The 21585-nt window shown below is 62.2% G+C and carries 19 protein-coding genes; 12 read left to right on the top strand and 7 right to left on the bottom strand.

Annotation, left to right across the window (positions count from 1 at the left end; genetic code table 11):
* Positions 1–5 precede the first annotated feature (5 nt).
* From PH551_RS11775 to PH551_RS11765, 3 genes are read left to right on the top strand one after another with little or no spacing between them, the layout of a single operon-like run.
* Positions 6–365, top strand: a complete 360-nt coding sequence (locus tag PH551_RS11775; protein ID WP_221127628.1) for a YciI family protein — start codon at positions 6–8, stop codon at positions 363–365.
* Between the two features lie 2 nt (positions 366–367).
* A complete protein-coding gene (locus tag PH551_RS11770) occupies positions 368–727 on the top strand; it encodes a YciI family protein (RefSeq protein WP_085777535.1) in 360 nt (119 codons plus the stop codon).
* 12 nt (positions 728–739) lie between these two features.
* Positions 740–1981 carry an RNA polymerase sigma factor gene (locus PH551_RS11765; protein WP_285193146.1) on the top strand — a complete coding sequence of 414 codons (1242 nt, stop codon included), beginning with the start codon at positions 740–742 and terminating at the stop codon, positions 1979–1981.
* On the opposite strand, the gene PH551_RS11760 is transcribed toward PH551_RS11765, so the two are convergent.
* Complete coding sequence (locus PH551_RS11760) at positions 1949–2911, bottom strand: lysylphosphatidylglycerol synthase domain-containing protein (protein WP_285193118.1); 963 nt, start codon at positions 2909–2911, stop codon at positions 1949–1951. The two genes, PH551_RS11765 and PH551_RS11760, sit on opposite strands and share 33 nt — an antisense overlap.
* Before the next feature lie 183 nt (positions 2912–3094).
* Here PH551_RS11760 and PH551_RS11755 point away from each other — a divergent pair, with 183 nt between their 5' ends.
* The 4 genes from PH551_RS11755 to PH551_RS11740 all read left to right on the top strand — a co-directional run bounded on the left by PH551_RS11755 (position 3095) and on the right by PH551_RS11740 (position 8743).
* The gene (locus PH551_RS11755) at positions 3095–4588 is read left to right on the top strand and encodes an ArnT family glycosyltransferase (protein WP_285193117.1); all 1494 of its coding nucleotides are present in this window, start codon (positions 3095–3097) and stop codon (positions 4586–4588) included.
* Positions 4589–4726: 138 nt separating this feature from the next.
* Positions 4727–5743 carry a glycosyltransferase family 2 protein gene (locus PH551_RS11750; protein WP_085777531.1) on the top strand — a complete coding sequence of 339 codons (1017 nt, stop codon included), beginning with the start codon at positions 4727–4729 and terminating at the stop codon, positions 5741–5743.
* A gap of 12 nt (positions 5744–5755) precedes the next feature.
* The gene (locus PH551_RS11745) at positions 5756–7255 is read left to right on the top strand and encodes a glycosyltransferase family 39 protein (protein ID WP_285193116.1); all 1500 of its coding nucleotides are present in this window, start codon (positions 5756–5758) and stop codon (positions 7253–7255) included.
* On the top strand, positions 7256–8743 hold the full coding sequence (locus PH551_RS11740; RefSeq protein WP_285193115.1) for an ArnT family glycosyltransferase: 1488 nt from the start codon (positions 7256–7258) through the stop codon (positions 8741–8743).
* Positions 8744–8749: 6 nt separating this feature from the next.
* Here the strand turns inward: PH551_RS11740 and PH551_RS11735 are convergent, their stop codons facing one another.
* Positions 8750–10117 carry an aspartate aminotransferase family protein gene (locus tag PH551_RS11735; protein WP_285193114.1) on the bottom strand — a complete coding sequence of 456 codons (1368 nt, stop codon included), beginning with the start codon at positions 10115–10117 and terminating at the stop codon, positions 8750–8752.
* An 83-nt stretch (positions 10118–10200) separates the two neighbouring features.
* Here PH551_RS11735 and PH551_RS11730 point away from each other — a divergent pair, with 83 nt between their 5' ends.
* Entirely contained in the window at positions 10201–11550 is a 1350-nt protein-coding gene (locus PH551_RS11730) for a glutamine synthetase family protein (protein ID WP_285193145.1), read from the top strand.
* A gap of 9 nt (positions 11551–11559) precedes the next feature.
* On the opposite strand, the gene PH551_RS11725 is transcribed toward PH551_RS11730, so the two are convergent.
* Complete coding sequence (locus PH551_RS11725) at positions 11560–12504, bottom strand: diacylglycerol/lipid kinase family protein (RefSeq protein ID WP_285193113.1); 945 nt, start codon at positions 12502–12504, stop codon at positions 11560–11562.
* A 290-nt stretch (positions 12505–12794) separates the two neighbouring features.
* On the opposite strand from PH551_RS11725, the gene PH551_RS11720 reads away from it, so the two are divergent.
* A complete protein-coding gene (locus PH551_RS11720) occupies positions 12795–14024 on the top strand; it encodes an MFS transporter (RefSeq protein WP_285193112.1) in 1230 nt (409 codons plus the stop codon).
* On the opposite strand, the gene PH551_RS11715 is transcribed toward PH551_RS11720, so the two are convergent.
* The gene (locus tag PH551_RS11715) at positions 13980–14387 is read right to left on the bottom strand and encodes a winged helix-turn-helix transcriptional regulator (RefSeq protein ID WP_285193111.1); all 408 of its coding nucleotides are present in this window, start codon (positions 14385–14387) and stop codon (positions 13980–13982) included. The genes PH551_RS11720 and PH551_RS11715 overlap by 45 nt on opposite strands.
* Before the next feature lie 101 nt (positions 14388–14488).
* Here PH551_RS11715 and PH551_RS11710 point away from each other — a divergent pair, with 101 nt between their 5' ends.
* Together PH551_RS11710 and mgtE are read left to right on the top strand one after the other, a co-directional pair.
* Positions 14489–15502 (top strand): zinc-binding alcohol dehydrogenase family protein, encoded by a 1014-nt coding sequence (locus PH551_RS11710; protein ID WP_285193110.1) that lies wholly within the window; start codon positions 14489–14491, stop codon positions 15500–15502.
* A gap of 314 nt (positions 15503–15816) precedes the next feature.
* Positions 15817–17190 (top strand): magnesium transporter, encoded by a 1374-nt coding sequence (mgtE, locus tag PH551_RS11705; protein WP_285193109.1) that lies wholly within the window; start codon positions 15817–15819, stop codon positions 17188–17190.
* Positions 17191–17388: 198 nt separating this feature from the next.
* On the opposite strand, the gene PH551_RS11700 is transcribed toward mgtE, so the two are convergent.
* A complete protein-coding gene (locus PH551_RS11700) occupies positions 17389–17862 on the bottom strand; it encodes an Lrp/AsnC family transcriptional regulator (RefSeq protein WP_041678850.1) in 474 nt (157 codons plus the stop codon).
* Between the two features lie 145 nt (positions 17863–18007).
* On the opposite strand from PH551_RS11700, the gene PH551_RS11695 reads away from it, so the two are divergent.
* On the top strand, positions 18008–18910 hold the full coding sequence (locus PH551_RS11695; RefSeq protein ID WP_285193108.1) for a DMT family transporter: 903 nt from the start codon (positions 18008–18010) through the stop codon (positions 18908–18910).
* A 75-nt stretch (positions 18911–18985) separates the two neighbouring features.
* Here the strand turns inward: PH551_RS11695 and PH551_RS11690 are convergent, their stop codons facing one another.
* Both PH551_RS11690 and PH551_RS11685 read right to left on the bottom strand, forming a co-directional pair.
* Positions 18986–19600 carry a L,D-transpeptidase gene (locus PH551_RS11690; RefSeq protein WP_285193107.1) on the bottom strand — a complete coding sequence of 205 codons (615 nt, stop codon included), beginning with the start codon at positions 19598–19600 and terminating at the stop codon, positions 18986–18988.
* 130 nt (positions 19601–19730) lie between these two features.
* Positions 19731–21395: an electron transfer flavoprotein-ubiquinone oxidoreductase gene (locus PH551_RS11685; RefSeq protein WP_285193106.1), complete on the bottom strand. Its 1665-nt coding sequence runs from the start codon at positions 21393–21395 to the stop codon at positions 19731–19733.
* Positions 21396–21585 lie beyond the last annotated feature (190 nt).

The following is a 21585-nucleotide window of genomic DNA, read 5'->3' as shown; positions in this document are numbered from 1 at the left end:
GAGCGATGAAATTTCTATGCCAGATCTGGTTCGACACGGAAAAAAGCAAGCTGGTCCCTCAGAGCGAATGGGATGCGCTCACACAGGAGTGCATCATCAGCGACAATCGCTGGCGCGAGAGCGGTCACCTCCAGGTGGCGCTCGCCTTGTATGAACCGTCAACAGCGGTCACGGTCCGCCTGCGCAATGGCGAAGTTTCTGCGACCGATGGCCCGTTTGCTGAAATCAAGGAGCACCTCGGTGGTTTTGTGCTTATCGAAGCCAACAGTATCGAGGAGGCGAAAACGATCGCGTCGAGTTTTCCGATCGTCAAATATTCCTCGATCGAAGTGCGCCCGACTTACGCGATCCAGGATGGGAAATAGCCATGCGCTATATCTGCCTGATCTACAACAGCGCCGACACGGATGGCAGGCTGACGCCTGGTGAGACCGATGAACTCATCAAAGCGCATTTCGCCTTCGATGAGGAGCTACGCCGTGACGGCATCATGATCCACGCCGATGCCTTGGAGATGCCTGACCAAGCGACGGTGCTGCGCGTTCGTAACAACACGCTCTCCGCCACCGATGGCCCCTATGTCGAGACGAAGGAACATCTCGCCGGCTTCTACGTCATCGAGGCGCCGGACCTCATGCAGGCGAAAGAGATTGCCGGACGGATCCCTTCGGCGCGTTTCGGCGCGGTCGAGCTCAGGCCCGTGCGGACACTCCCCGCGCCGTACTGAGGAGGTGCGCCGCTGGAGAGCGTGATCGAAGAGATTTATCGAACACAGTCGCGCCGGGTGCTGGCGACGCTGATCCGCCTGCTCGGGGATTTCGACCGAGCGGAGGAAGCGCTTCAGGATGCCTTTGCCGCGGCCGCCCGGACATGGCCGACGGATGGCGTTCCCGGCAATCCGTTCGCCTGGCTCGTCTCGACAGGACGTTTCAAGGCGATCGACACAATCCGGCGGCGAGCGCGCTTCGACGCCTCGCAGCATCACATCGAGGACAGCCTCTACAGCGTCGACACAACGGAGATCGGCGATATGGAAGCGATCGAGGACGACATGCTGCGCCTGATCTTCACCTGCTGCCATCCTGCTATCCCATCCGACGCGCAGACGGCGATGGCGCTCCGCGAAATCTGCGGATTGACCACCGAAGAGATCGCCCATGCCTTTCTCGTTCCGGCGCCGACGGTCGCCCAGCGGATCGTGCGCGCCAAGAGCAGGATACGCGCCGCGAATATCCCCTACGAAGTGCCGGGCCGCGACGCACTGCCTCAGCGGCTCGATCAGGTGCTGCACGTCATCTATCTCGTTTTCAACGAAGGTTATTCCGCCTCATCCGGCGAGGATGTTGTCCGCGCCGACCTGACTGCCGAGGCGATTAGGCTGGCGCGGCTGCTTCTGGCGCTGCTGCCACATCCTGACGCCCGCGGTCTTCTGGCGCTGATGCTGCTGCAGGATTCCCGCCGCTTGGCACGCAGCAACGAGCAGGGATCGCTGGTGCTGCTTGCCGACCAGGACCGGTCGCTCTGGGACCGTGCAAAAATCGCGGAAGGCCTGGCGCTGCTCGCCGAGGCGATGCGGGTGGCGGAGATCAGCGCCTATACGGCGCAGGCGGCGATCGCTGCAGAGCATGCCAGGGCGCCGACCGCCGAAGAGACCGACTGGCGGCGCATCGCCTTCTATTACGATCTGCTGCTGGCGGCGCAGCCCTCCCCGATCGTGGAACTCAACCGAGCAGTTGCGATATCAATGGCGGAAGGGCCGGCGAAGGGACTGGAACTGGTCGATGCCATTTTAGGGCGTCAGGAGCTCAGGTCCTATCACCTCGCCCATTCGGCGCGCGCCGATTTCCTGCGCAGGCTTGGCCGCACCGAAGAGGCGATCGCAGCCTATCAGACGGCACTATCGCTTTGTCGGCAGGAGCCGGAGCAGGCTTTTTTGCGGAAACGGATTTCAGAGCTTGCCGCGGCGCCCGAGCGGCAGTGAGATTGCGGTGCCCGTCAGCGCCGAGACGATGATCAAGAGATGCGCATTGACGCTTGCCTGCGCCAGCGCGGCCAGAGCCATCCGCTCGCTGGATGCTCCGAGCGCAATGGCGCCGGCGGTAATGCCGGCCGGATAGGTGCCGACGCCGCCCGGCGCGTGCACCGGCAGAACGGAGGAGAGTTCACCGCCGAGCGCGCCGCCGAAGCTTGCCGCCATCGGCAGCACGCCCATCAGGCCGAGCGCCCATGCGAGCACGATCACCTTCACCAGCCAGTTGACGATGGTCATCGCCCAGGCGCGCGCAAAGGCCGCGGCATCGAGCGGCAGACCGTTTTCGATCTCGACGACGAATTTCTGCGCCTTATCAGGCAACAACCTGGCAGCGAGCCGGAACAGCGGCTTGCGCGCGGCGAAAGCTGCGACCGGCAGCAGCAGGAAGACTGCCCAAAGCGACCATGCGACGAATGCATCGGCCGCGGCGAGCGCAAAGCCGATACCCGCGGCAGCCAGAAGCGCGTGCAGGTCGAGCAGCCGCATGACCAGGAGCGCCGAGGTTCCGCGGGTCAGCGGAATGCCGAACTCGGTGCGCATCAGCAAGGGAAAGCTGGTCTCGCCGGTGCGGAAGGGCAGCATGATGTTCAGGAGATTGTGGATCTGCGTAACGCGAAAGAGAATCGCGAACCGGCCCGCCGTCTCCTTGGGAAAATAGTCGTAGATGCGCCAGGTACGCAGGAAATAGGTGCTCGTCAACGCCACGAGCGCACCGATCACCGGGCCTGCCCCGACATCGGCCCATTGGCTGATGATGACGGGCCAACCCCAGAACCATTGTACGAAGAGCGCATAGGCTGCGACAATTACGACCGTCAGCGCCGTCATGCGATTGCGCATAAACCAGGACTGCTGGCTTTCAACGATCGAACTCTTCATGTAGTAGGCATTCCTCGCTTGGCGTCGGCATGAGCCTCGGCTCCATTGCCAGGCGTTTTAGGAGAAATGAAGGTTGGGCACAACGGCGGAGTTGAAGCGACGGCGGCGAGATCGCTCTAAGGCCGACCACCGCCGCGGCAGACCGACAGATCACGGCGTCTTGCCGGCTTGACTTGGAGATCGATGTTGGAGCGCATTACCAGAAACATCACGAGCGCGAGCATTTTTCTGGCAGTCTATTTCCTGCTGAACATCGTGCTCCGCATCGCATTGCCCCATACGCTTGATCTCGACGAGGCGGAACAATCGTTCTACTCGCAATATCTTCTGGCCGGCTACGGTCCGCAGCCTCCCTTCTACAACTGGATCCAATACGCCATCGTCTCGGTCACCGGAATCACGATGTGGGCGCTCTCGGTTCCGAAGAACATCATTCTCTTCGGCTGCTATCTTTTCTATGGGCTGGCTGCCCGCGAGGTGCTGAAGAACCGTCTGCTCGCACCCGTCGCTATGCTGAGCCTGATTACCCTGCCACAGGTCGGCCTGATGGCGCAGCGCGAACTGACCCATACGGTTGCCCTGCTGTTTGCGACCTCGCTCTTCCTCTTCGGCTTTTTTCGGACACTTCGGCAGCCGACGATCGGGAGCTATCTCGTCATCGGCATCGCCACCGGCATCGGCCTCATCTCAAAATACAATTTCGCCATCCTGCCGTTTGCCGCCTTCGTCGCGGTCCTGGTGGACCGAAAGTGGCGCAGCCGTCTGTTGGATTGGCGTCTGCTGCCGGCGTTCGCAATCGCCATTCTGATCATTCTGCCGCATGCGCTATGGCTGCCCGATAATCTCATCAGCGCTTCGGCCCCGACCATGGAGCGGATGACCGCCGAACACGAGGCCGCCGCTGGCCTTCCCCGCATCGGTCAGGGGCTGTTGTCCCTCGTCATCGCCGTCCTCGGCTTCGTCGCACTGCCCATCGTTCTCTTCGCAGCAGCCTTCCGACGGGATTTCTTCCGTGCGCTTTCCGCGTCCAGTCCGATGATACGGGTCATCGAGCGAATGATGATCGTGAGCCTGCTCGCCTTCGTCGGTGTCGTCATCGTTGCCGGCGCGAGCGATATCCACGAGCGCTGGCTCGACCCGTGCCTGCTCGTCATGCTGATCTATCTGTTCCTGAAGCTCGAAACCGCTGGCGTCGATCTTTCCGCCGGCCTTGCACGCTTCCGGCCTGTGGTGCCGGTCTTCATGGTCGTCATCCTGGCGATCCTTCTGCTCAGAATCGTCGGCATGCAATATACCGGCGTTTACACGAGAACGAACGTGCCCTTCGCGAATTTCGTTGACGAGCTGACCGCGACCCGCAAGCCGGTTCTCATCGTGGCGGGAACCAAGTTCGTGGCCGGCAACATGAAGCTGGAATTCCCCGACGTCCCCGTCGTGATCCCATTCTTTCCAGGCCCCGGGGTGCCTGAATATGCGGCTGCGAAGGGTCCTGTGCTCGTCGTCTGGCGCGGAGAAACCGCAAATGACCCCACCATTTCTCCCGACTTTGCCGATGATCTCGTGAAGTCGGGTATTCATCTGCAGGAGGTGAAGGCGCTGACCCTTCCCTATCTTTTCGGTGACGGCAAACATACGTTCTCGATTGGTTATTCCTGGGTAGAAGGCGGCGCGAAGTAGGGTTGCGGCAAGTCGGCCGATTGCGGGGAAAGCGGCATTGCCCGCTGGCAACGGGCGGACACTTCATGTAGTAGGCTTCCGCAAGCGCGGTGGCGGCAGTAAGATTGCAAGGCCGCCCGGCCTTTTGGAGATGCAAAGTTGCAGACAACGGTAGAGCCCATTCGCGGCACGAATGATCCGGTACAATCGCTCGAGCTGTCGCTGGTCGTGCCCGTTTTCAACGAAGAGGAAAGCGTCGGCCCGCTGGTCGAGCGCATCGTTGCGGCGATGGCCGAGTATCCTCATCGCTGGGAACTGATCCTCGTCGACGACGGCAGCACGGATGCGACGCTCGTCAACGCCCGAAAATTTGTCGGCCGCAAGGGCCTGGCGCTCCGGATCGTCGAGCTGCAGCGTAATTTCGGCCAGACTGCCGCCATGCAGGCCGGCATCGATACCGCCCGGGGGCGGCTGATCGCGACGATGGACGGCGATCTGCAGAACGACCCGAAGGACATCCCTGCGATGGTCTCGGAGCTCGAGCGGCGCGAACTCGACCTGCTGGTCGGCTGGCGCAAGAACCGCAAGGACGGCCTATTCCTGCGCAAGATCCCCTCCTGGTGCGCCAACTACCTGATCGGCCGCATCACCGGCGTCAAGCTGCACGACTACGGCTGCAGCCTGAAGATCTACCGGGCCTCGATCATCAAGCAGGTGAAGCTGATGGGCGAGATGCACCGCTTCATCCCAGCCTGGGTCGCCGGCGTCGTCCCGAGTTCGCGCATCGGCGAGATGGCCGTCACCCACCATGCCCGCGAGCACGGTGTTTCGAAATACGGCATCTCGCGCACCTTCCGCGTTATCCTCGATCTGCTGTCGGTGATGTTCTTCATGCGCTACAAGGCGCGGCCCGGCCATTTCTTCGGCTCGCTCGGTCTCGGTCTCGGCGCGGTTGCCATCTTGATCCTGCTCTATCTCGGGTTCGACAAGTTCATCATGGGCAACGATATCGGCACACGTCCGATGCTGATGGTCGGCGTCGTGCTCCTGCTTTCGTCGGTACAGATGATCACCACCGGCATCCTGGCGGAAATGATCGCGCGCACCTACTATCGTGACGATGCCTCCCCGAACTACATCGTCCGGGAGATCTTCGACGATCAAAGCCAAGCATAAACCGGCAGCACGATGCTGAACCGGGCGACGAGGACGATCAGAACCGCGGCGCTGCTGCTTGCAGCCTATTTCGTGCTGAACATCGCGCTCAGGCTGGTACTTCCGCACGCGCTGGAACTCGACGAGGCCGAGCAGTCCTTCTTTTCGCAATATCTGCTGGCGGGTTATGGCCCGCAGCCGCCCTTCTACAACTGGATGCAATATGCCATCGTTTCGGTGACCGGCTTGTCGATGGGCGCGCTTGTCATCCCGAAGAACATCCTGCTCTTCCTGTGTTACCTCTTTTACGGCCTTGCCGGACGCGAGGCGCTGAAGGACGAGAGGCTTGCCGCCGTCGGAATGATGGCATTGATCACCCTGCCCCAGGTTTCCTACATGGCGCAGCAGGATCTGACCCATACGACGGCGCTGCTCTTTGCCAGTTCGCTCTTCCTCTACGGCTTCTTCCGCACGCTCGAGCGGCCCGACATCGGCAGTTACCTCCTGCTCGGGCTTGCGACCGGCATAGGGCTGATCTCGAAATATAATTTCGCGCTGATGCCCGTCGCGGCGCTGATCGCCGTCCTGCCCGATGCCGAATGGCGGCGCAGGGTGCTGGACTGGCGTATCCTGGCAGCGATCGCCGTCGCGCTCATCATCGTGCTGCCGCACGCGATCTGGCTGCGGAGCAACCTCGAATTCGCCTCCTCCGATACGCTGGTCAAAATGGCCGCCGGCAATGAACCGGCCGGAGCCTTGCGCATCGGCAAGGGCATTGTCGCCTTTGTCATCGCCATCATCGCCTTTGCGGCGCTGCCCATCGCCATTTTCGTCGCCGCCTTCGGCGGGAACTTTTTCAGGGCGCTCGCATCCGGAAACCGCTGGACAGGGATGATGGAGCGGATGATGCTTGCCAGCCTCGCCGGAATCCTTTTGATCGTTCTGTTCACCGGCTCCACGACGGTGCGTGAACGCTGGCTCGACCCGTTCCTGCTGGTGCTGCCGATCTATTTCCTGGCAAAGATGCAGGCGGCCGGGCTTGACCTTTCCGCCGGACTGCGCCGCTTCCGACCCGTCGTGCCGGTGCTGATGGCCTGCGTCCTGGTGGCGCTCGGCTTCCGCGTCGTCGGCGCCGGGCTGATCGGCACCTACAGCAGGCCGAATGTGCCGATGGCCGATCTCGCCCGCGGAATGACGCGACAGGCCGAACCTGCGCTGGTGATCGCCTCGGATACCTATGTCGGCGGGAACATGCGGCTGCAGTTTCCCGGCGTGCCCGTGGTGATCCCGGATTTCCCTGCACCCGGCATCCCGGCCTATGCGACATCGGACGGACCAGTGCTCATCGTCTGGCGCGGCAAGAAGACGGCGACGGCCGCCGATGCGGTCATGCCGGAGCGATTTTCATCGGCGCTGGCGGCGGCCGATATCGCACCGCAGGAGATCGGCGCCTTGTCGCTTCCCTATCATTTCGGTCGCCAGGGCGATAATTTCGCACTCGGCTATGCCTGGGTTTGGCCGGGAGCGAGATAGATGAGCGAGACCAGCCTTCGCGACGTCAGGTGGATTTTCATCCTGCTGGCCGCCTATTTCGCCCTTCAGATCGGTGTGAGGCTGGCGACATCGCATTCGCTCGATCTCGACGAGGCCGAACAGGCCTTTCGCTCACAATGGCTCGCCGCCGGTTATGGCCCGCAGCCGCCCTTCTACAATTGGCTGCAGTATGCCGTCTTCCAGTTTGCCGGCGTCTCGCTTGCCGCCCTGTCCGTCGTCAAGAACCTTCTGCTCTTTATCTCCTATCTGCTGTATGGCCTGACGGCGCGGCTCGTCCTGCGTGACAAGGCGCTCGTGGCAATCGCAACACTCGGGCTGCTCACCATTCCGCAGATGGTTTTCGAGATGCAGCGTGACCTGACGCACACGGTCGCGGTCTTCTTCTCGGCCAGCATCTTCTTCTACGGTTTCATCCGCAGCCTGAAGCAGCCGAGCCTTGCCTCCTATCTGATCGCGGGCATCGGCATCGGTTTCGGTCTGCTTGCCAAGTATAATTTCGCCATCCTACCGGCCGCTGCCCTGATTGCCGCGCTGGCGGATACACGCCTGCGGCCGCGAATCTTCGACCGGCGGCTGGCGCTGACCGTGATCGTGGCCCTCGCCATCATCCTGCCGCATCTCTTCTGGCTGAAGGACAATCTCGATTTCGCAACCGCGCGCACGCTGGAGAAGATGACGGCGAGCGGCCATGCGAGCTATCCGATGCAGGTCGCCATGGGCATCGGCTCGCTCGCTCTCGCCGTCATCAGCTTCGCCGGATTGACCATCGCAGTGTTCGCGATGGTCTTCGGCAAGAAGCTTCGCTCAGCGCTGACTGCCCAATCGGAATGGACACGGCTCCTCGAGCGGATGCTGCTCGTCTTCGTCATCGGCATCCTGCTGTTGATCGTCTTCGGCGGCGCGGCAGGCATCAAGGATCGCTGGCTGGTGCCGATGCTCTTCATAGTGCCGCTTTATCTCTGCCTAAAGATCGAGGCGGCAGGGGTGGAGACCGACAAGGCTTTGCGGCGCTTCATGCTCATCGTCGCCGTCATCATGATCGGCGTGCCGGCCGCCCTTTGCGGCAGTGTGGCGAGCGCGCGCTTCACGGGTCACTACGAGCGCCTGAACAGGCCATATGCTGATATGCTGGAAACCTTGCGCAGGCAGGCCGAACCGGCGGCGATCCTTGCCGGCGACAGCCTGCTCGCCGGCAATCTCAGACAGGATATTCCCGGTATTCCCGTCCTCTCAGTCGATTATCCCGGCTTCAAGCCGAATATCTCAGGCCGCCGGCCGCTTCTCCTGGTGTGGCTCATGCTGCAGAGGGAGAAAAACGAAGGGCTGCCGCCGGCCATGGCGCAATGGCTCCAGGTCAATCTCGGCGTATCCGCGCCCGACGCCGCGGTGATCGATGTGCCATATCTCTACGGGCGCGGCGACGACCGCTATCGCTTCGGTTATGCCTGGATCAACCAGGCCAACTGAACGATTTCATGATTTCAGCTCCTTCCAGGCCGCATCCAATGCCAGCCTGGTGATTCTCGCCATCTCGTCCACCTCCGCATGGCTGATGACGAGCGGTGGCGAGGCGAGCATGCGGTCGCCGGTGGCGCGCAGCACCAGGCCGTTCGCCAATGCGTGATTGCGGACGAGCGCGCCGACCTGATCGGGCTTTTCGTAACGGGTGCGCGCGCTCTTGTCGGCGGTAAGCTGCAGGCCGCCCATGAGGCCAATGCTGACCGCCTCGCCGACAAGATCGTGTTCGGCCAGTGCTGCCCAGGCGTTGCCGAAGTAGGGACCGATATCGTCGCGCACGCGCTCGACCAGTTTTTCCTCCTCGATGATGCGCAGGTTTTCGAGAGCCGCGGCGGCGCAGACCGGATGGCCGGAATAGGTGAAGCCGTGATTGAAATCGCCGACCTCGTTGATCAGCACATCGGCGATGCGGCCGCTGACGAGCACGCCGCCGATCGGCAGATAGCCGGAGGAAAGCCCCTTGGCGATCGGCGCGAGATCGGGTTCGACGCCGAAATGCTGATGGCCGAACCAGGCGCCCAGGCGGCCGAAACCGCAGATCACCTCGTCGGTTACCAGCAGGATATTGCGCGCCTTGCAGATGCGGTCGATCTCAGGCCAGTAAGTCTCGGGCGGAATGATGACGCCGGCAGCCCCCTGCACCGGTTCGGCGACGAAGGCCGCGACATTTTCCTCGCCGAGTTCGTCGATCTTGGCTTCGAGCTCGCGGGCGACTTTCAGGCCGAATTCGGCGGGTGAGAGATCGCCGCCCTCACCGTACCAATAGGGCTGCCCGATATGGACAATGCCTGATATCGGCAGATCGCCTTGCTCATGCATGTACTTCATGCCGCCGAGGCTGGCGCCGGCGACGGTCGAGCCGTGATAGCCGTTCCTCCTCGCGATCACGATCTTCTTCGACGGCTTGCCGACGGCGCTCCAATAGACGCGAGCCATGCGGAACCAGGTGTCGTTCGCTTCCGAACCGGAGCCGGTGAAGAAAATATGGTTGAACCGTTCGCCCGCATGCGACGTCACCTTCTGCGCCAGCAGCGCCGCCGGCGTGGAGGTCGTGCCGAAGAAGGTGTTGTAATAGGGCAGCTCGTTCATCTGCCTTGCAACCGCTTCGGCGATCTCTCGGCGGCCGTAGCCGATGTTGACGCACCAAAGGCCGGCGAAGCCGTCAAGATATTTTATGCCGTGACTATCGAAGATGTAGACGCCCTCGCCGCGCTGAATGATCCGCGTTCCCTCGGCGTTCAGCTTCTTCATGTCGGCGAAGGGGTGCAGATGGTGCGCGGCGTCGACCGCAGCAAGGTTGGAGGGCGGGTAAGTATCGGGCATCACTGGCAAAAGATCCTCGCGGATTGAAAGGCTGCTGTCGATGGGATAGGAGCTTGGCCTTGTCCCGGAGGATTTTCAAGGTCATGGTGAGCGACAGGATGGACGGCAAGGCCGATGGAGACCCACGTTTCGATATCCTGATCGTCGGCATGAATGGCGAGCTGCGCGGCAAACAGCTTCCGCCCGGCAGCGAAGGCAAGGTCTGGGCCGGCGAGATCCGCCTGCCGACATCGACACAGTCGCTCGACATCTGGGGCGACGACAATGACGACATCACCGGCCTGTCGCTGACCATCGGCGATCCCGACGGGATGGTCGTTCCAGACCGACGCAGCCTCGCGCCAATGCCCTGGGCGCCGGAGGGCTCGATGCAGGTCCTCGCCACCATGTGCGAATTCGACGGCACCCCGAGCTTCATGGATCCGCGCGCGATCCTCGCCTCGGTGGTCGAACGCTACAGGCTGCGCGGGCTGACGCCCGTCATCGCCACCGAGCTGGAATTCTATGTGATGTCCGCAGACTGGCGCGAGACCGGACGGCCTTCCCCGCCCGAAAGCCTCACCTATCGCGGCGAGCCGAATGGTTTCCAGCTCTACGACATGAGCGCCGTCGACGCGCTCGACAGCTATCTGCGGACGCTGAGGGCCTATGCCAAGGCGCAGGGGCTGCCAGCGGACGCGACGACAGCGGAATTCGGACCCGGCCAGTTCGAGGTCAATCTCATGCACCGGCCCAGTGCGCTGGCGGCAGCCGACGACTGCCTTTATTTGAAGCGCATCGCCGAACAGGCGGCGCGCCGCCACGGGCTGAAATCGACCTGCATGGCCAAGCCCTATTCCGACCATGCCGGTTCCGGCCTGCATGTGCATGTAAGCGTCGTCGACGAACAGGGCCGCAACATTCTCGACGCCAAAGGCGGCGAGCCGAAGCTGCTGAAATCGGTCACGGCAGGTATGCTCGACAGCATGCGCGAGGCGCAGCTGATCTTCGCCCCCTTCGCCAATTCCTACCGGCGCTTTCAGCCGGGGTCCTTCGCGCCCGTCGATCTGAGCTGGGGCAACGGCCATCGCGGCACGGCAATCCGCATACCCGAAAAGGACGGGCCGGCCGCACGCATCGAGCATCGCGTCGCCGGCGCCGATGCCAATCCTTATCTGCTGCTGGCGGCGATCCTCGGCGGCATGCTCACCGGTCTCGACCGCGAGCTCGATCCCGGCGAGGAGACGACGCCCGCGCACACGCCCGCAGATACGAGGCGACTGACGCATGATTTCCTGAGCGCGGTCGAGACCTTCCGCACCTCGCCCTTCATCGCCGATATCTTCGGCAGCCGATATCAGGCGCTCTATGGGGACACCAAGCGCAAGGAAGCGCTGGCGCATCTTCGCACGGTCTCCGATTTCGACTATCGCACCTACCTACCGCGTCTCTGAATCCTTCCGTTACGCCGCGGGTTCGCGGCGTTCGTCCGCATCGATCTGAGCCGCCAGACCCTGCTTGACGAGAACCTTCAGTTCGCCCGGATGCAGACGGATCAAGACGTCGCGTTCGAGCGGCAGCAGTTCCCCGTCCATCACGCAATTGGCCTTGGAGCGCAGCTTCGGGAAATGCAGGCGCACCTCGGCCGGGTGCATCACCATGACGTCCGCGTTCTCGCGGACCTTGCCGCGCATCATATCGAAGGCGAGGCGGGCGACACCGAGCGGTTTCAGCGGATTTGCCGTATAGAAGCCGAGTTCGCCGCTTCTCAGATTATCGGCATACAGCAGTGCATTTTCGCCAAACGGGTTGTTGGAGACCGAGACTGCCGAAACCCGGCGACGCTCGCGCATGCCGGCCGCTTCGAACTCAACCTCGAATTCTGGCGGATTGAAGATAACGCCGAGGGCCGCCTTCGTGCTTGCCCTGATCTTGCCCAGCCGCGAGCGATAGCTGTAGGAATTGCGATAGCGCACCATGCGGGCATGCAAGCCGGCGGAAAACTGATGAATGAAGGGGCGGCCGTTGGCGCTGGCAATATCAACATTGTCGATCTCGCCTGATGCAAGCACGTCGAGAGCCTGCCAGATATCGAGCGGCACGCGCAGCGAACGGGCAAAGAGGTTCATGGTGCCGGCCGGGACGACGCCGAGTGCGATACCGTTCTTCCAGGCGATCGATGCCGCCGCCGAAATCGTCCCGTCGCCGCCACCGGCGACGATGCCGTCGATATCGTTGCGCTTGGCCGCACGTTCCATGGCCGGAATGATTTCATTTCCAGAGAAAACGATCGCGTCGAAATCGTGCCCCGCATCGCGGAACGCTGCTTCCGCCCTCTTTTCGTAGGCCAGCATATCGGTGGTCTTGAAGGTACCGCCGTCGCGATTGAAAAAGCCTACAAGCTTCATGAGGGCTCCCGTCCCTGGCGCGGAAATCGTCCTGCCTTGCTCCTCAAATGGTTGCGGCACTGACGATTTCAAGCGCCGCCCTGGCGCGGCAGAAATCACAGAAATGCAAATGTTGCAACGGACATATGCACATAGCAGGACGCTGCACTGCGAAAAATGCACTCGACGCCTGTCGGCATATCACGGATAGATCAGACATCGCCATCTTCCTTCCCGCCATTTGTCCCGATCGCCTCGAGGCCGCACTTGGCCAGTGGCCTGCCGAGCAGAACCGTCCAGAGAGAGCTCCCATGAGTGAGATCGCCATCAACGATTCCATCGGTACCCAGCCTGCTGACGAGTTGCCGTCGGCAACGACCGTGGCTTTGGTTCAACTGGCGCTCGCTTGCGGCGGCTTCGGCATCGGCACCGGCGAATTCGCAATCATGGGGCTGCTGCCCAATGTGGCCGACACCTTCTCGGTGACGACGCCGCAGGCGGGATACGTCATCAGCGCCTATGCGCTCGGCGTCGTCGTCGGCGCGCCCGTCATCGCCGTGCTCGCCGCGAAGATGGCGCGCCGCACATTACTTTTGTCGCTGATGCTGCTCTTTGCCCTCGGCAATATCTCGAGCGCCGTGGCGCCGACCTTTGAGACCTTCACCGTCCTGCGCTTCATCACCGGCCTGCCGCATGGCGCATATTTCGGCGTCGCCGCACTTGTGGCCGCCTCAATGGTGCCGATTCATCGGCGGGCACGCGCTGTCGGACGCGTCATGCTCGGACTGACTGTCGCAACGCTCCTCGGCACGCCGCTGACGACGCTTTTCGGCCAATCGCTGGACTGGCAGGTTGCGTTCCTGTCGGTCGGGGTCGTCGGGCTGCTGACAGTGGCCTTGATCTGGGTCTATGTTCCGAGGGACAGGGTTTCCGAGGAAGCGAGTTTCTCACGCGAACTCGGCGCCTTCCGCCGACCACAGGTCTGGCTGACGCTCGGGATTGCCGCGGTCGGTTATGGCGGCATGTTCGCCATGTTCAGCTATATCGCCTCGACGACGACCGAGGTGGCGATGTTGTCGGAAACGGCCGTTCCGGTCATGCTGGTGCTCTTCGGCGTCGGCATGAATGCCGGCAATTTCATCGGCTCGTGGCTCGCCGACAAGTCGCTGCTCGGCACGATCGGCGGCTCGCTCGTCTATAATATCGTTGTGCTGACGACCTTCTCGCTGACCGCCGCCAACCCCTATATGCTCGGCCTCTCGGTCTTCCTCGTCGGCTGCGGCTTTGCCGCCGGCCCGGCGCTGCAGACACGGCTGATGGACGTCGCCGCCGATGCGCAGACGCTGGCCGCTGCTTCCAACCATTCCGCCTTCAACATCGCCAATGCGATCGGCGCCTGGCTCGGCGGCCTCGTCATCGCCTGGGGTTACGGTTTTGCGGCCACGGGCTACGTCGGCGCAGCACTCTCTTTCCTTGGTCTCTTCGTCTTCGCAGCCTCAGCCCGCCTGGAGAGGCGCAGCCGGCGCGTGCAGCGCGCCTGAGGACATGCGCAACTCACGTCCTTCCGGGCTGCAGAAGACATAATCGTCGCCCCAGGCGGCAAGCGCATCGACGACCGGCTTCAGCGTCATGCCTAGCGGCGTCATCGCATACTCAACACGCGGCGGCACCATCGGGAAGACGGTACGCGACACCAGACCGGACCCTTCGAGTTCGCGCAACTGCTTCGTCAGCATCCGCTGGGTCACGGCCGGTAGCTTGCGGCGCAGTTCATTGAAGCGCAGCGTGCCCTTCATGAGGTGAAAGAGGATCACACCCTTCCATTTGCCGTCGAGGTAGCTCAGCGTCGCCTCTACAGGGCAACCGGGAAAATTCCTGACGAGTTTGGCGCGCGGCAACGACATTTACAGTATCCTTTTTAGTACTGCGTACAGAATTGTGCATTCTTGCGTTGCTCGAACATAGTGCGCATCTAGCTTCCGTGCAAAGAACACAGGAGTTTCCCATGCGCGCCGTCGCTTATAAAACCCCACAGCCCATTACCGCCGAGACCTCGCTGATCGATGTCGACTTGCCGATGCCGGAAGCTCGCGGCCACGATCTGCTCGTCGAGATCAAGGCGGTCTCCGTCAATCCCGTCGATGTGAAGGTGCGCGCCCATTCCGCGCCACCTGCCGACGAACTGAAGGTGCTCGGTTGGGATGCCGCCGGTGTCGTCAAGGCCATCGGTGCTGACGTCACGCTGTTCAGGCCGGGCGACGAGGTGTTCTACTCCGGCGTCATCAGCCGTCCGGGCAGCAATGCCGAATTCCACCTCGTCGACGAGCGCATTGTCGGCAAAAAGCCGAGGAGCCTCGATTTCGCGGCCGCAGCCGCCCTGCCGCTGACCTCGATCACCGCTTATGAGACGCTGTTCGACCGGCTGAAGGTGCAGGACCATATTGCGGGCCCGGCACGCTCCATCCTGATCATCGGCGGCGCAGGCGGGGTCGGCTCGATCGCGATCCAGATCGCCCGTTCTCTCACCGACCTCACCGTGATCGCAACGGCATCGCGGCCGGAAACGCAGGACTGGGTGAAGGCGCTCGGCGCACATCACGTCGTCGATCACTCCAAGCCGATCGCGCCTCAGGTGGCAGCGCTTGGTATCGGCGCGCCGGGATTCGTTTTCTCGACAACCAATACCGACAGTCACATCGGCGACATCGTGGAAGCCATCGCGCCGCAGGGCCGCTTCGCACTGATCGACGATCCCAAGACACTCGACATCGTGCCCTTCAAGCGCAAGGCCATCTCCATTCATTGGGAGCTGATGTTCACCCGCCCGCTTTATGGCACGCCTGACATGATCGAGCAGCACAAGCTGCTGAACAAGATTTCCGAACTGGTCGACGCCGGACAGATCCGCACGACGCTCACCGAGACCGTCGGTCCGATCAATGCGGCAAATCTGAAGAAGGCACATGCGATGGTGGAAAGCGGCCGTATGAAGGGCAAGGCAGTGCTTGCAGGCTTCTGATTCGCACTTGCACGAAGGTTTTTTAAGCCGTCAGCCGCAAGTCATTGCCACACGCCGGAATGCGGCACCGCACAGGTGCGACATTCTGGCGTTAAGCATTTATCCTGCTTGACTTTTTCGGCGTTCGGGGCCACCTAGCATGACACGTGGATGACATTCATCTTCCGCGCATTTCAACGGAGCCATCACTCAGATGCCAAGCGACAGTAACAGTCGATTGCCTTTGCCGTACGCGGCCGCCCTCGTGCGCTGACCGACTCCTGTCGGCTCGCCCGATCGGACGCTACGGCGGATCGACGGAAAGGCGAGCCTCAATGAATATCAACCGCCTCCCTCTTCGGGCAGGCCATGCCGCCCGCGCCTTCATCAACAACAGCCGCGGCGCAACAATCGCCGAACGCGTCGAAGCTCTGAATGCGCTCAGCGTCCAGGACGCCGGGCGGGTGCTGTCGGGCATGCCGCTCGACTATGCCGTCAATATGCTCGACCGGCCGGAGCTTCGCAACGCTGCACAGATCCTCGCGCTGATCAGCGCCGAGGACGCCGCACGGCTGATGCACGGCATGTCCAACGACCGCGTCGCCGACGTGCTGCTCGAACTCGACGGCGAGACCCGGGCCCGGCTGTTCTCCAGCCTCGACGAGCCGGTGCGCGTCGCCATCCAGCACCTGATGGGCTATCCCCCGCGCACGGCGGGCGGCATCATGACGACGGAATTCGTCAGTGTTCCCGACAGCTGGACCGTTGCCCAGACTCTCGATCATGTACGCCAGGTCGAACGCTCACGCGAGACGGTTTACGCTATCTACGTGCTCGATGAGTTGAGCCATGCGCTGCAGCATGTGGTGACGCTGCGCCGCCTCATCACCGGCGAGCCGGATGCATCCATCCTCTCCGTGGCTCAGAAGGGCGCGCCGGTTTCGGCCGATCCGCTGATGAAGCAGGAGGACGTCGCCCGGCTGATCCGCAAACACGACCTGCTTGCACTGCCGGTCACCGACGAGCACGGGCAGGTGCTTGGCATCGTCACCGTCGACGACGTGATCGACACGATGATATCGGACACGACGGAAGCGGCCCAGAAGTTCGGCGGCATGGAGGCGCTCGGCCAGCCCTATATGAAGATCGGCTTCGCCGGCATGATCCGCAAGCGCGCCGGCTGGCTCGCCGCCCTCTTCCTCGGCGAGATGCTGACAGCAAGCGCCATGCAGCATTTCGAAGGCGAGCTCGAAAAGGCCGTGGTGCTGACGCTGTTCATCCCGCTGATCATGAGCTCGGGCGGCAATTCGGGTTCCCAGGCCACTTCGCTGATCATAAGGGCGCTGGCGCTCGGCGAATTGAAGCTTTCGGACTGGTGGAAGGTGCTGTTGCGCGAACTGCCGACCGGCATCGTGCTCGGCGCGATCCTCGGCCTCGTCGGCTTCGTCCGCATCGTCTTCTGGCAATCGGCGGGGCTCTACAATTACGGTCCGCACTGGCCGATGGTCGCCGTCACGGTGTTTGCCGCGCTCATCGGAATCGTCACCTTCGGCTCGATCTGCGGTTCGATGCTGCCATTCATGCTGCAGAAACTCCGACTCGATCCGGCCAGCGCCTCTGCGCCCTTTGTCGCCACGCTGGTCGACGTCACCGGCCTCGTCATCTACTTCTCGGTGGCGCTGCTCATCCTCAGCGGGACGCTGCTGTAGCGCATGCGCAACCGGCTAGATGTGCCCCTCACCCTGGCCCTCCCCCCGCACTCGGGGAGAGGGGACCTGCCTTGCGAGAGATTGGTGAGAAAGGAGAGGTTGCGGCGATCCTCTCTTCGCCCCGTTTACGAGGAGAAGGTGCCGGCAGGCGGATGAGGCGTGGGCTCCACGCCCTATCCAAGAAAAACCATTGGGAAATCACCTTCCCTCAGGCAGCTTCAGCGGCCCATGCGTCTTTATGCTGCGGATGGCGAAGTTCGAACGGATGTCGCTGACGTTCGGCAAGGTCAGCAGCGTCTCCGTCAGCAGCCGTTCATAGGCGGCGAGATCCTCCACCACCACTTCCGCTAGGAAGTCGGCCGTACCTGAGATCAGAAAGCAGGAGACGATCTCGGGAATGGCGAGCAGCGCCTTCTGCTGCGCCTCGGAATTCTCGCGGCTGTGATGCACCACCTTGAATTCGACGAAGACCGTCAGGCCGAGACCGACCTCCTTGCGGTCGATATCGGCCGTGTAGCCGCGGATGATACCGGAGCGTTCGAGATTGCGGATGCGGCGCAGGCAGGGCGACGGCGAGAGGTTCACTTTCTCGGCGATCTCGACATTGGTGGCGCGCGCATCCTCCTGCAGGCATTTCAGGATGGCAATATCGAATTTATCGAGATTTGGCATTTTCCAGAGATCCATGGGAATCATTTGGCAGAAGATTGCGTATAGCACGATTTTCAAGCCACAGATAGCAAGGACATGCCCCGGCCTCCGGCGCTAATCTTCTTTTCAACCGGACAGGATCCGGATCGAGGAAAGGATTGGGACTATGAGCACGATCGCATTTTCAAACGACAAATCACCTTCGCAGACGCTCGGTTATGCCGCCGGCAGCGTCACCGTGTTGATCTGGGCGAGCTGGTTTCTGGCAACCCGCCACAGTGCCGCGACGTCGCTCGGTTCGATCGATATCGGCCTTATCCGCTTCGGCATCCCGGCGCTTGCGCTTTCGCCGGTCTGGCTCCGCACTGGCCTGTTGCCGAAGGGTCTGCCGCTCCATCTGCTGGCGATCATGGTTGCGGGCTGCGGCGCGATCTTCTTCCTGGTGACGACGCTTGCCATTCACTCCACACCGGCCGCCTCCTCGGGCATCCTGCTCGGCGGCTCCATGCCGCTTGCCACCGCATTGATCGGCATTCTGTTGTTTCGGGAGCGGCCGGATGCCACACGCATTGCCGGGCTGGCGGCAATCGTCGGAGGCGTGATGATCCTGCTGACCCGCAGTCTTGCCGACGCCTCCCTGCCCTGGACGAGCTTCGTGATGCTGCCGGCCGGCGCCGTGCTGTGGGCAAGCTATACCCATGCCTTCCGCCGCTCAGGTCTGACAGCCATTCAGGCAAGCGCGCTGATCGCCGTCTGGTCTTTCCTGATCATGGCCGGGCTCGCCCTCGTCTTCGGCATCTCGCTGCCGCAGGCCCCGCTTGCCGAGATCGGCCTGCAGGTGCTGAGCCAGGGCATTCTCTCCGGCCTCGTCGCCATGGTCGCCTATGGCACGGCGGTCCGCATCCTCGGCGGAACGCAGGCCGCCGCCTTTACGGCATTGACGCCTGTTCTTGCGACTGTCGGCGGCGGTCTCCTCCTTGGTGAAACGATTGGTCTTGCCGAAATCAGTGCAGCAGTGATCACCGGCATCGGCGTCGCGCTTTCAACCGGTATCGCTGCACGACGCTGACCATCAGCCACAATCGACAATATCAAGCCGCCGGCAGCCATCGCTGCCGCGGCTTTTCAGTGTGTTCTCGATCGCTCAGGCCTGGATGACGACGACCCTCGCACCGACCTCGACGCGACCATAGAGATCGATGACATCGTGGTTCATCATGCGAATACAGCCGCTCGACATTGCGAGACCGATCGATTCCGGCTGGTTCGTACCGTGAATGCGGAAATGCGTGTCGTTGCCGCCGCGATAGAGATACATCGCCCGCGCGCCGAGCGGATTGTTCGGACCGCCCGGCATGCCGCCGGCAAGCTTGCGGTAGCGCTCTTCGCGGCGCTGCATGTTTTCCGTCGGCGTCCAGCTCGGCCACTCGGCCTTGCGCCCGATATAGGCGTTGCCGGCAAATGCCAGTCCCTCGCGGCCAACACCGACGCCATATCGCATCGCCCTGCCGTCACCGAGGACGTAGTAGGCGCGACGCGCCGGCGTGTCGATGACGATCGTGCCCGGCGCATGTGTGGTTTCATAGGCGACTTCCTGGCGGCGAAGTTCCGGCTTGATCTTATCGATCGGCACCTGCCTCAGCGGAAACTTTTCATCCGGAAGTGCTGCATAATTCGTCTGGCTATTGAGGCCGGTCGAGGAGCAGCCGGCGACAAAAAGCGGCAGAGCGATCAGAAAGCCCCGGCGGGAGATCGTCATGAATGTGTCCTTAGTGCGTCAACAACATGTCGCAAGCTAAGGAATTTATGGTTAACGAACGGCTAACGGCAGCCGGCGAGATCACGAAGACGTCAGCGGTCGAAATCACCGCCGATGTCGGCGATGCACCTCACATATTCGGATAGACCGGCCCCTCGCCGCCCTGCGGCGGCACCCAGTTGATGTTTTGGTTCGGGTCCTTGATGTCGCAAGTCTTGCAGTGCACGCAGTTCTGGGCGTTGATAACGAAGGTCTTGTCGCCATCCTTCTCCACCCATTCGTAGACGCCGGCCGGACAGTAGCGCGTCGACGGGCCGGCATAGATGCCGAGCTCGGAGCTCTTCTGCAGCGCCATGTCCTTGACCTGCAGATGCACCGGCTGGTCTTCCTCGTGATTGGTGTTCGACAGGAACACCGAGGACAGGCGGTCGAAGGTCAGAACGCCATCCGGTTTCGGATAGGCGATCGGCTTGTGGTTTGCGGCCGGCTCCAGAGACTGTGCATCCGTCTTGCCGTGCTTCAGCGTGCCGAAGAAGGAGAAGCCGAACAGCGTGTTCACCCACATGTCGAGGCCGCCGAGCGCGACGCCGACGGCCGTGCCGAACTTCGACCACAGCGGCTTGACGTTGCGCACCAGCTTCAGGTCGCGGCCAATGTCTGTGGCGCGCCATTCATTCTCGATCTCGACCACTTCGTCATGGCTGCGGCCTGATACAATCGCCGCGGCTATCTTCTCGGCCGCCAGCATGCCCGACAGCACCGCATTGTGGCTGCCCTTGATGCGCGGCACGTTGACGAGACCGGCCGAACAGCCGATCAGCGCGCCGCCGGGGAAGGAAAGCTTCGGCACCGACTGATAGCCGCCCTCGGTGATCGCACGCGCCCCATAGGACAGCCGCTTGCCGCCCTCGAAGGTGGATCGGATCGCCGGATGGGTCTTGAAGCGCTGGAACTCCTCGAAGGGATAGAGATAGGGGTTCTTGTAGTTCAGGTGGACGACGAAGCCGACGGCCACCAGATTGTCTTCGAGATGATAGAGGAAGGAGCCGCCGCCGGTTTTCATGCCAAGCGGCCAGCCGAAGGAGTGCTGCACCAGACCGGGCCTGTGATTCTCCGGCTTGACCTGCCAGAGCTCCTTGATGCCGATGCCGAATTTCTGCGGCTCGCGGTCCTTCTGCAGGTCGAACTTGGCGATCAGCTGCTTGGCGAGCGAACCACGCACGCCTTCGCCGATCAGCGTATATTTGCCGCGCAGCTCCATGCCGCGGGTGTAGTTGGGACCAGGCTCGCCATTCTTCTCGATGCCCATGTCGCCGGTGGCAACGCCGATCACCGCGCCTTTGTCATCGTACAGCACTTCGACGGCGGCAAAGCCCGGATAGATCTCGACGCCGAGTTCTTCCGCTTTGCCAGCCAGCCAGCGACAGACATTGCCGAGAGAGACGATGTAGTTGCCGTGATTGTTCATCAAGGGTGGCATCAGCACATTCGGCAGACGGATCGAACCGGCGGGGCCGAGGACCAGGAAGTGATCGGCGGTCACCTCGGTCTTGAAGGGATGGTCGGCATCGTCACGCCAGCCGGGCAGCAACCTGTCGATGCCAATGGGATCGACGACGGCGCCGGAGAGGATATGGGCGCCGACCTCGGCCCCCTTCTCCAGCACCACGACGGACAGTTCCGGATTGACCTGCTTCAGCCGGATCGCCGCCGCCAGACCGGCAGGACCGGCGCCGACGATCACAACGTCGAATTCCATGCTCTCGCGTTCGGGCAGCTCAGTCGTCTCGGTCATTCATTCGTCTCCGCTTGGCCAGTGGCCATCATCCCATGGCCACTGTCTTGTCAAAACCGCGCAGCATTGTCGAGCCGGGATGCGACAGCCAATCCTCAATTCGCACAAAGACATTTCAGCCGATGCGAGACTTACAATAACGCTTACGTTAACATCAATTGTGAAACCCGCGAGATCACGGCCCTCCCTT

It is taken from the genome of Rhizobium atlanticum, assembly GCF_030182485.1.
GTDB lineage: Bacteria > Pseudomonadota > Alphaproteobacteria > Rhizobiales > Rhizobiaceae > Rhizobium.
This window is presented reverse-complemented; position numbering and strand designations above follow the sequence as displayed.

Coding starts and splice junctions, on each gene's coding strand:
- PH551_RS11720 (WP_285193112.1), top strand. CDS start 12,795: ATGAGTGAGATCGCCATCAACGATTCCATCGGTACCCAGCCTGCTGAC.
- PH551_RS11755 (WP_285193117.1), top strand. CDS start 3,095: ATGTTGGAGCGCATTACCAGAAACATCACGAGCGCGAGCATTTTTCTG.
- PH551_RS11690 (WP_285193107.1), bottom strand. CDS start 19,600: ATGACGATCTCCCGCCGGGGCTTTCTGATCGCTCTGCCGCTTTTTGTC.
- mgtE (WP_285193109.1), top strand. CDS start 15,817: ATGAATATCAACCGCCTCCCTCTTCGGGCAGGCCATGCCGCCCGCGCC.
- PH551_RS11745 (WP_285193116.1), top strand. CDS start 5,756: ATGCTGAACCGGGCGACGAGGACGATCAGAACCGCGGCGCTGCTGCTT.
- PH551_RS11735 (WP_285193114.1), bottom strand. CDS start 10,117: ATGCCCGATACTTACCCGCCCTCCAACCTTGCTGCGGTCGACGCCGCG.
- PH551_RS11695 (WP_285193108.1), top strand. CDS start 18,008: ATGAGCACGATCGCATTTTCAAACGACAAATCACCTTCGCAGACGCTC.
- PH551_RS11775 (WP_221127628.1), top strand. CDS start 6: ATGAAATTTCTATGCCAGATCTGGTTCGACACGGAAAAAAGCAAGCTG.
- PH551_RS11700 (WP_041678850.1), bottom strand. CDS start 17,862: ATGCCAAATCTCGATAAATTCGATATTGCCATCCTGAAATGCCTGCAG.
- PH551_RS11685 (WP_285193106.1), bottom strand. CDS start 21,395: ATGACCGAGACGACTGAGCTGCCCGAACGCGAGAGCATGGAATTCGAC.
- PH551_RS11760 (WP_285193118.1), bottom strand. CDS start 2,911: ATGAAGAGTTCGATCGTTGAAAGCCAGCAGTCCTGGTTTATGCGCAAT.
- PH551_RS11725 (WP_285193113.1), bottom strand. CDS start 12,504: ATGAAGCTTGTAGGCTTTTTCAATCGCGACGGCGGTACCTTCAAGACC.
- PH551_RS11740 (WP_285193115.1), top strand. CDS start 7,256: ATGAGCGAGACCAGCCTTCGCGACGTCAGGTGGATTTTCATCCTGCTG.
- PH551_RS11730 (WP_285193145.1), top strand. CDS start 10,201: ATGGTGAGCGACAGGATGGACGGCAAGGCCGATGGAGACCCACGTTTC.
- PH551_RS11715 (WP_285193111.1), bottom strand. CDS start 14,387: ATGTCGTTGCCGCGCGCCAAACTCGTCAGGAATTTTCCCGGTTGCCCT.
- PH551_RS11710 (WP_285193110.1), top strand. CDS start 14,489: ATGCGCGCCGTCGCTTATAAAACCCCACAGCCCATTACCGCCGAGACC.
- PH551_RS11770 (WP_085777535.1), top strand. CDS start 368: ATGCGCTATATCTGCCTGATCTACAACAGCGCCGACACGGATGGCAGG.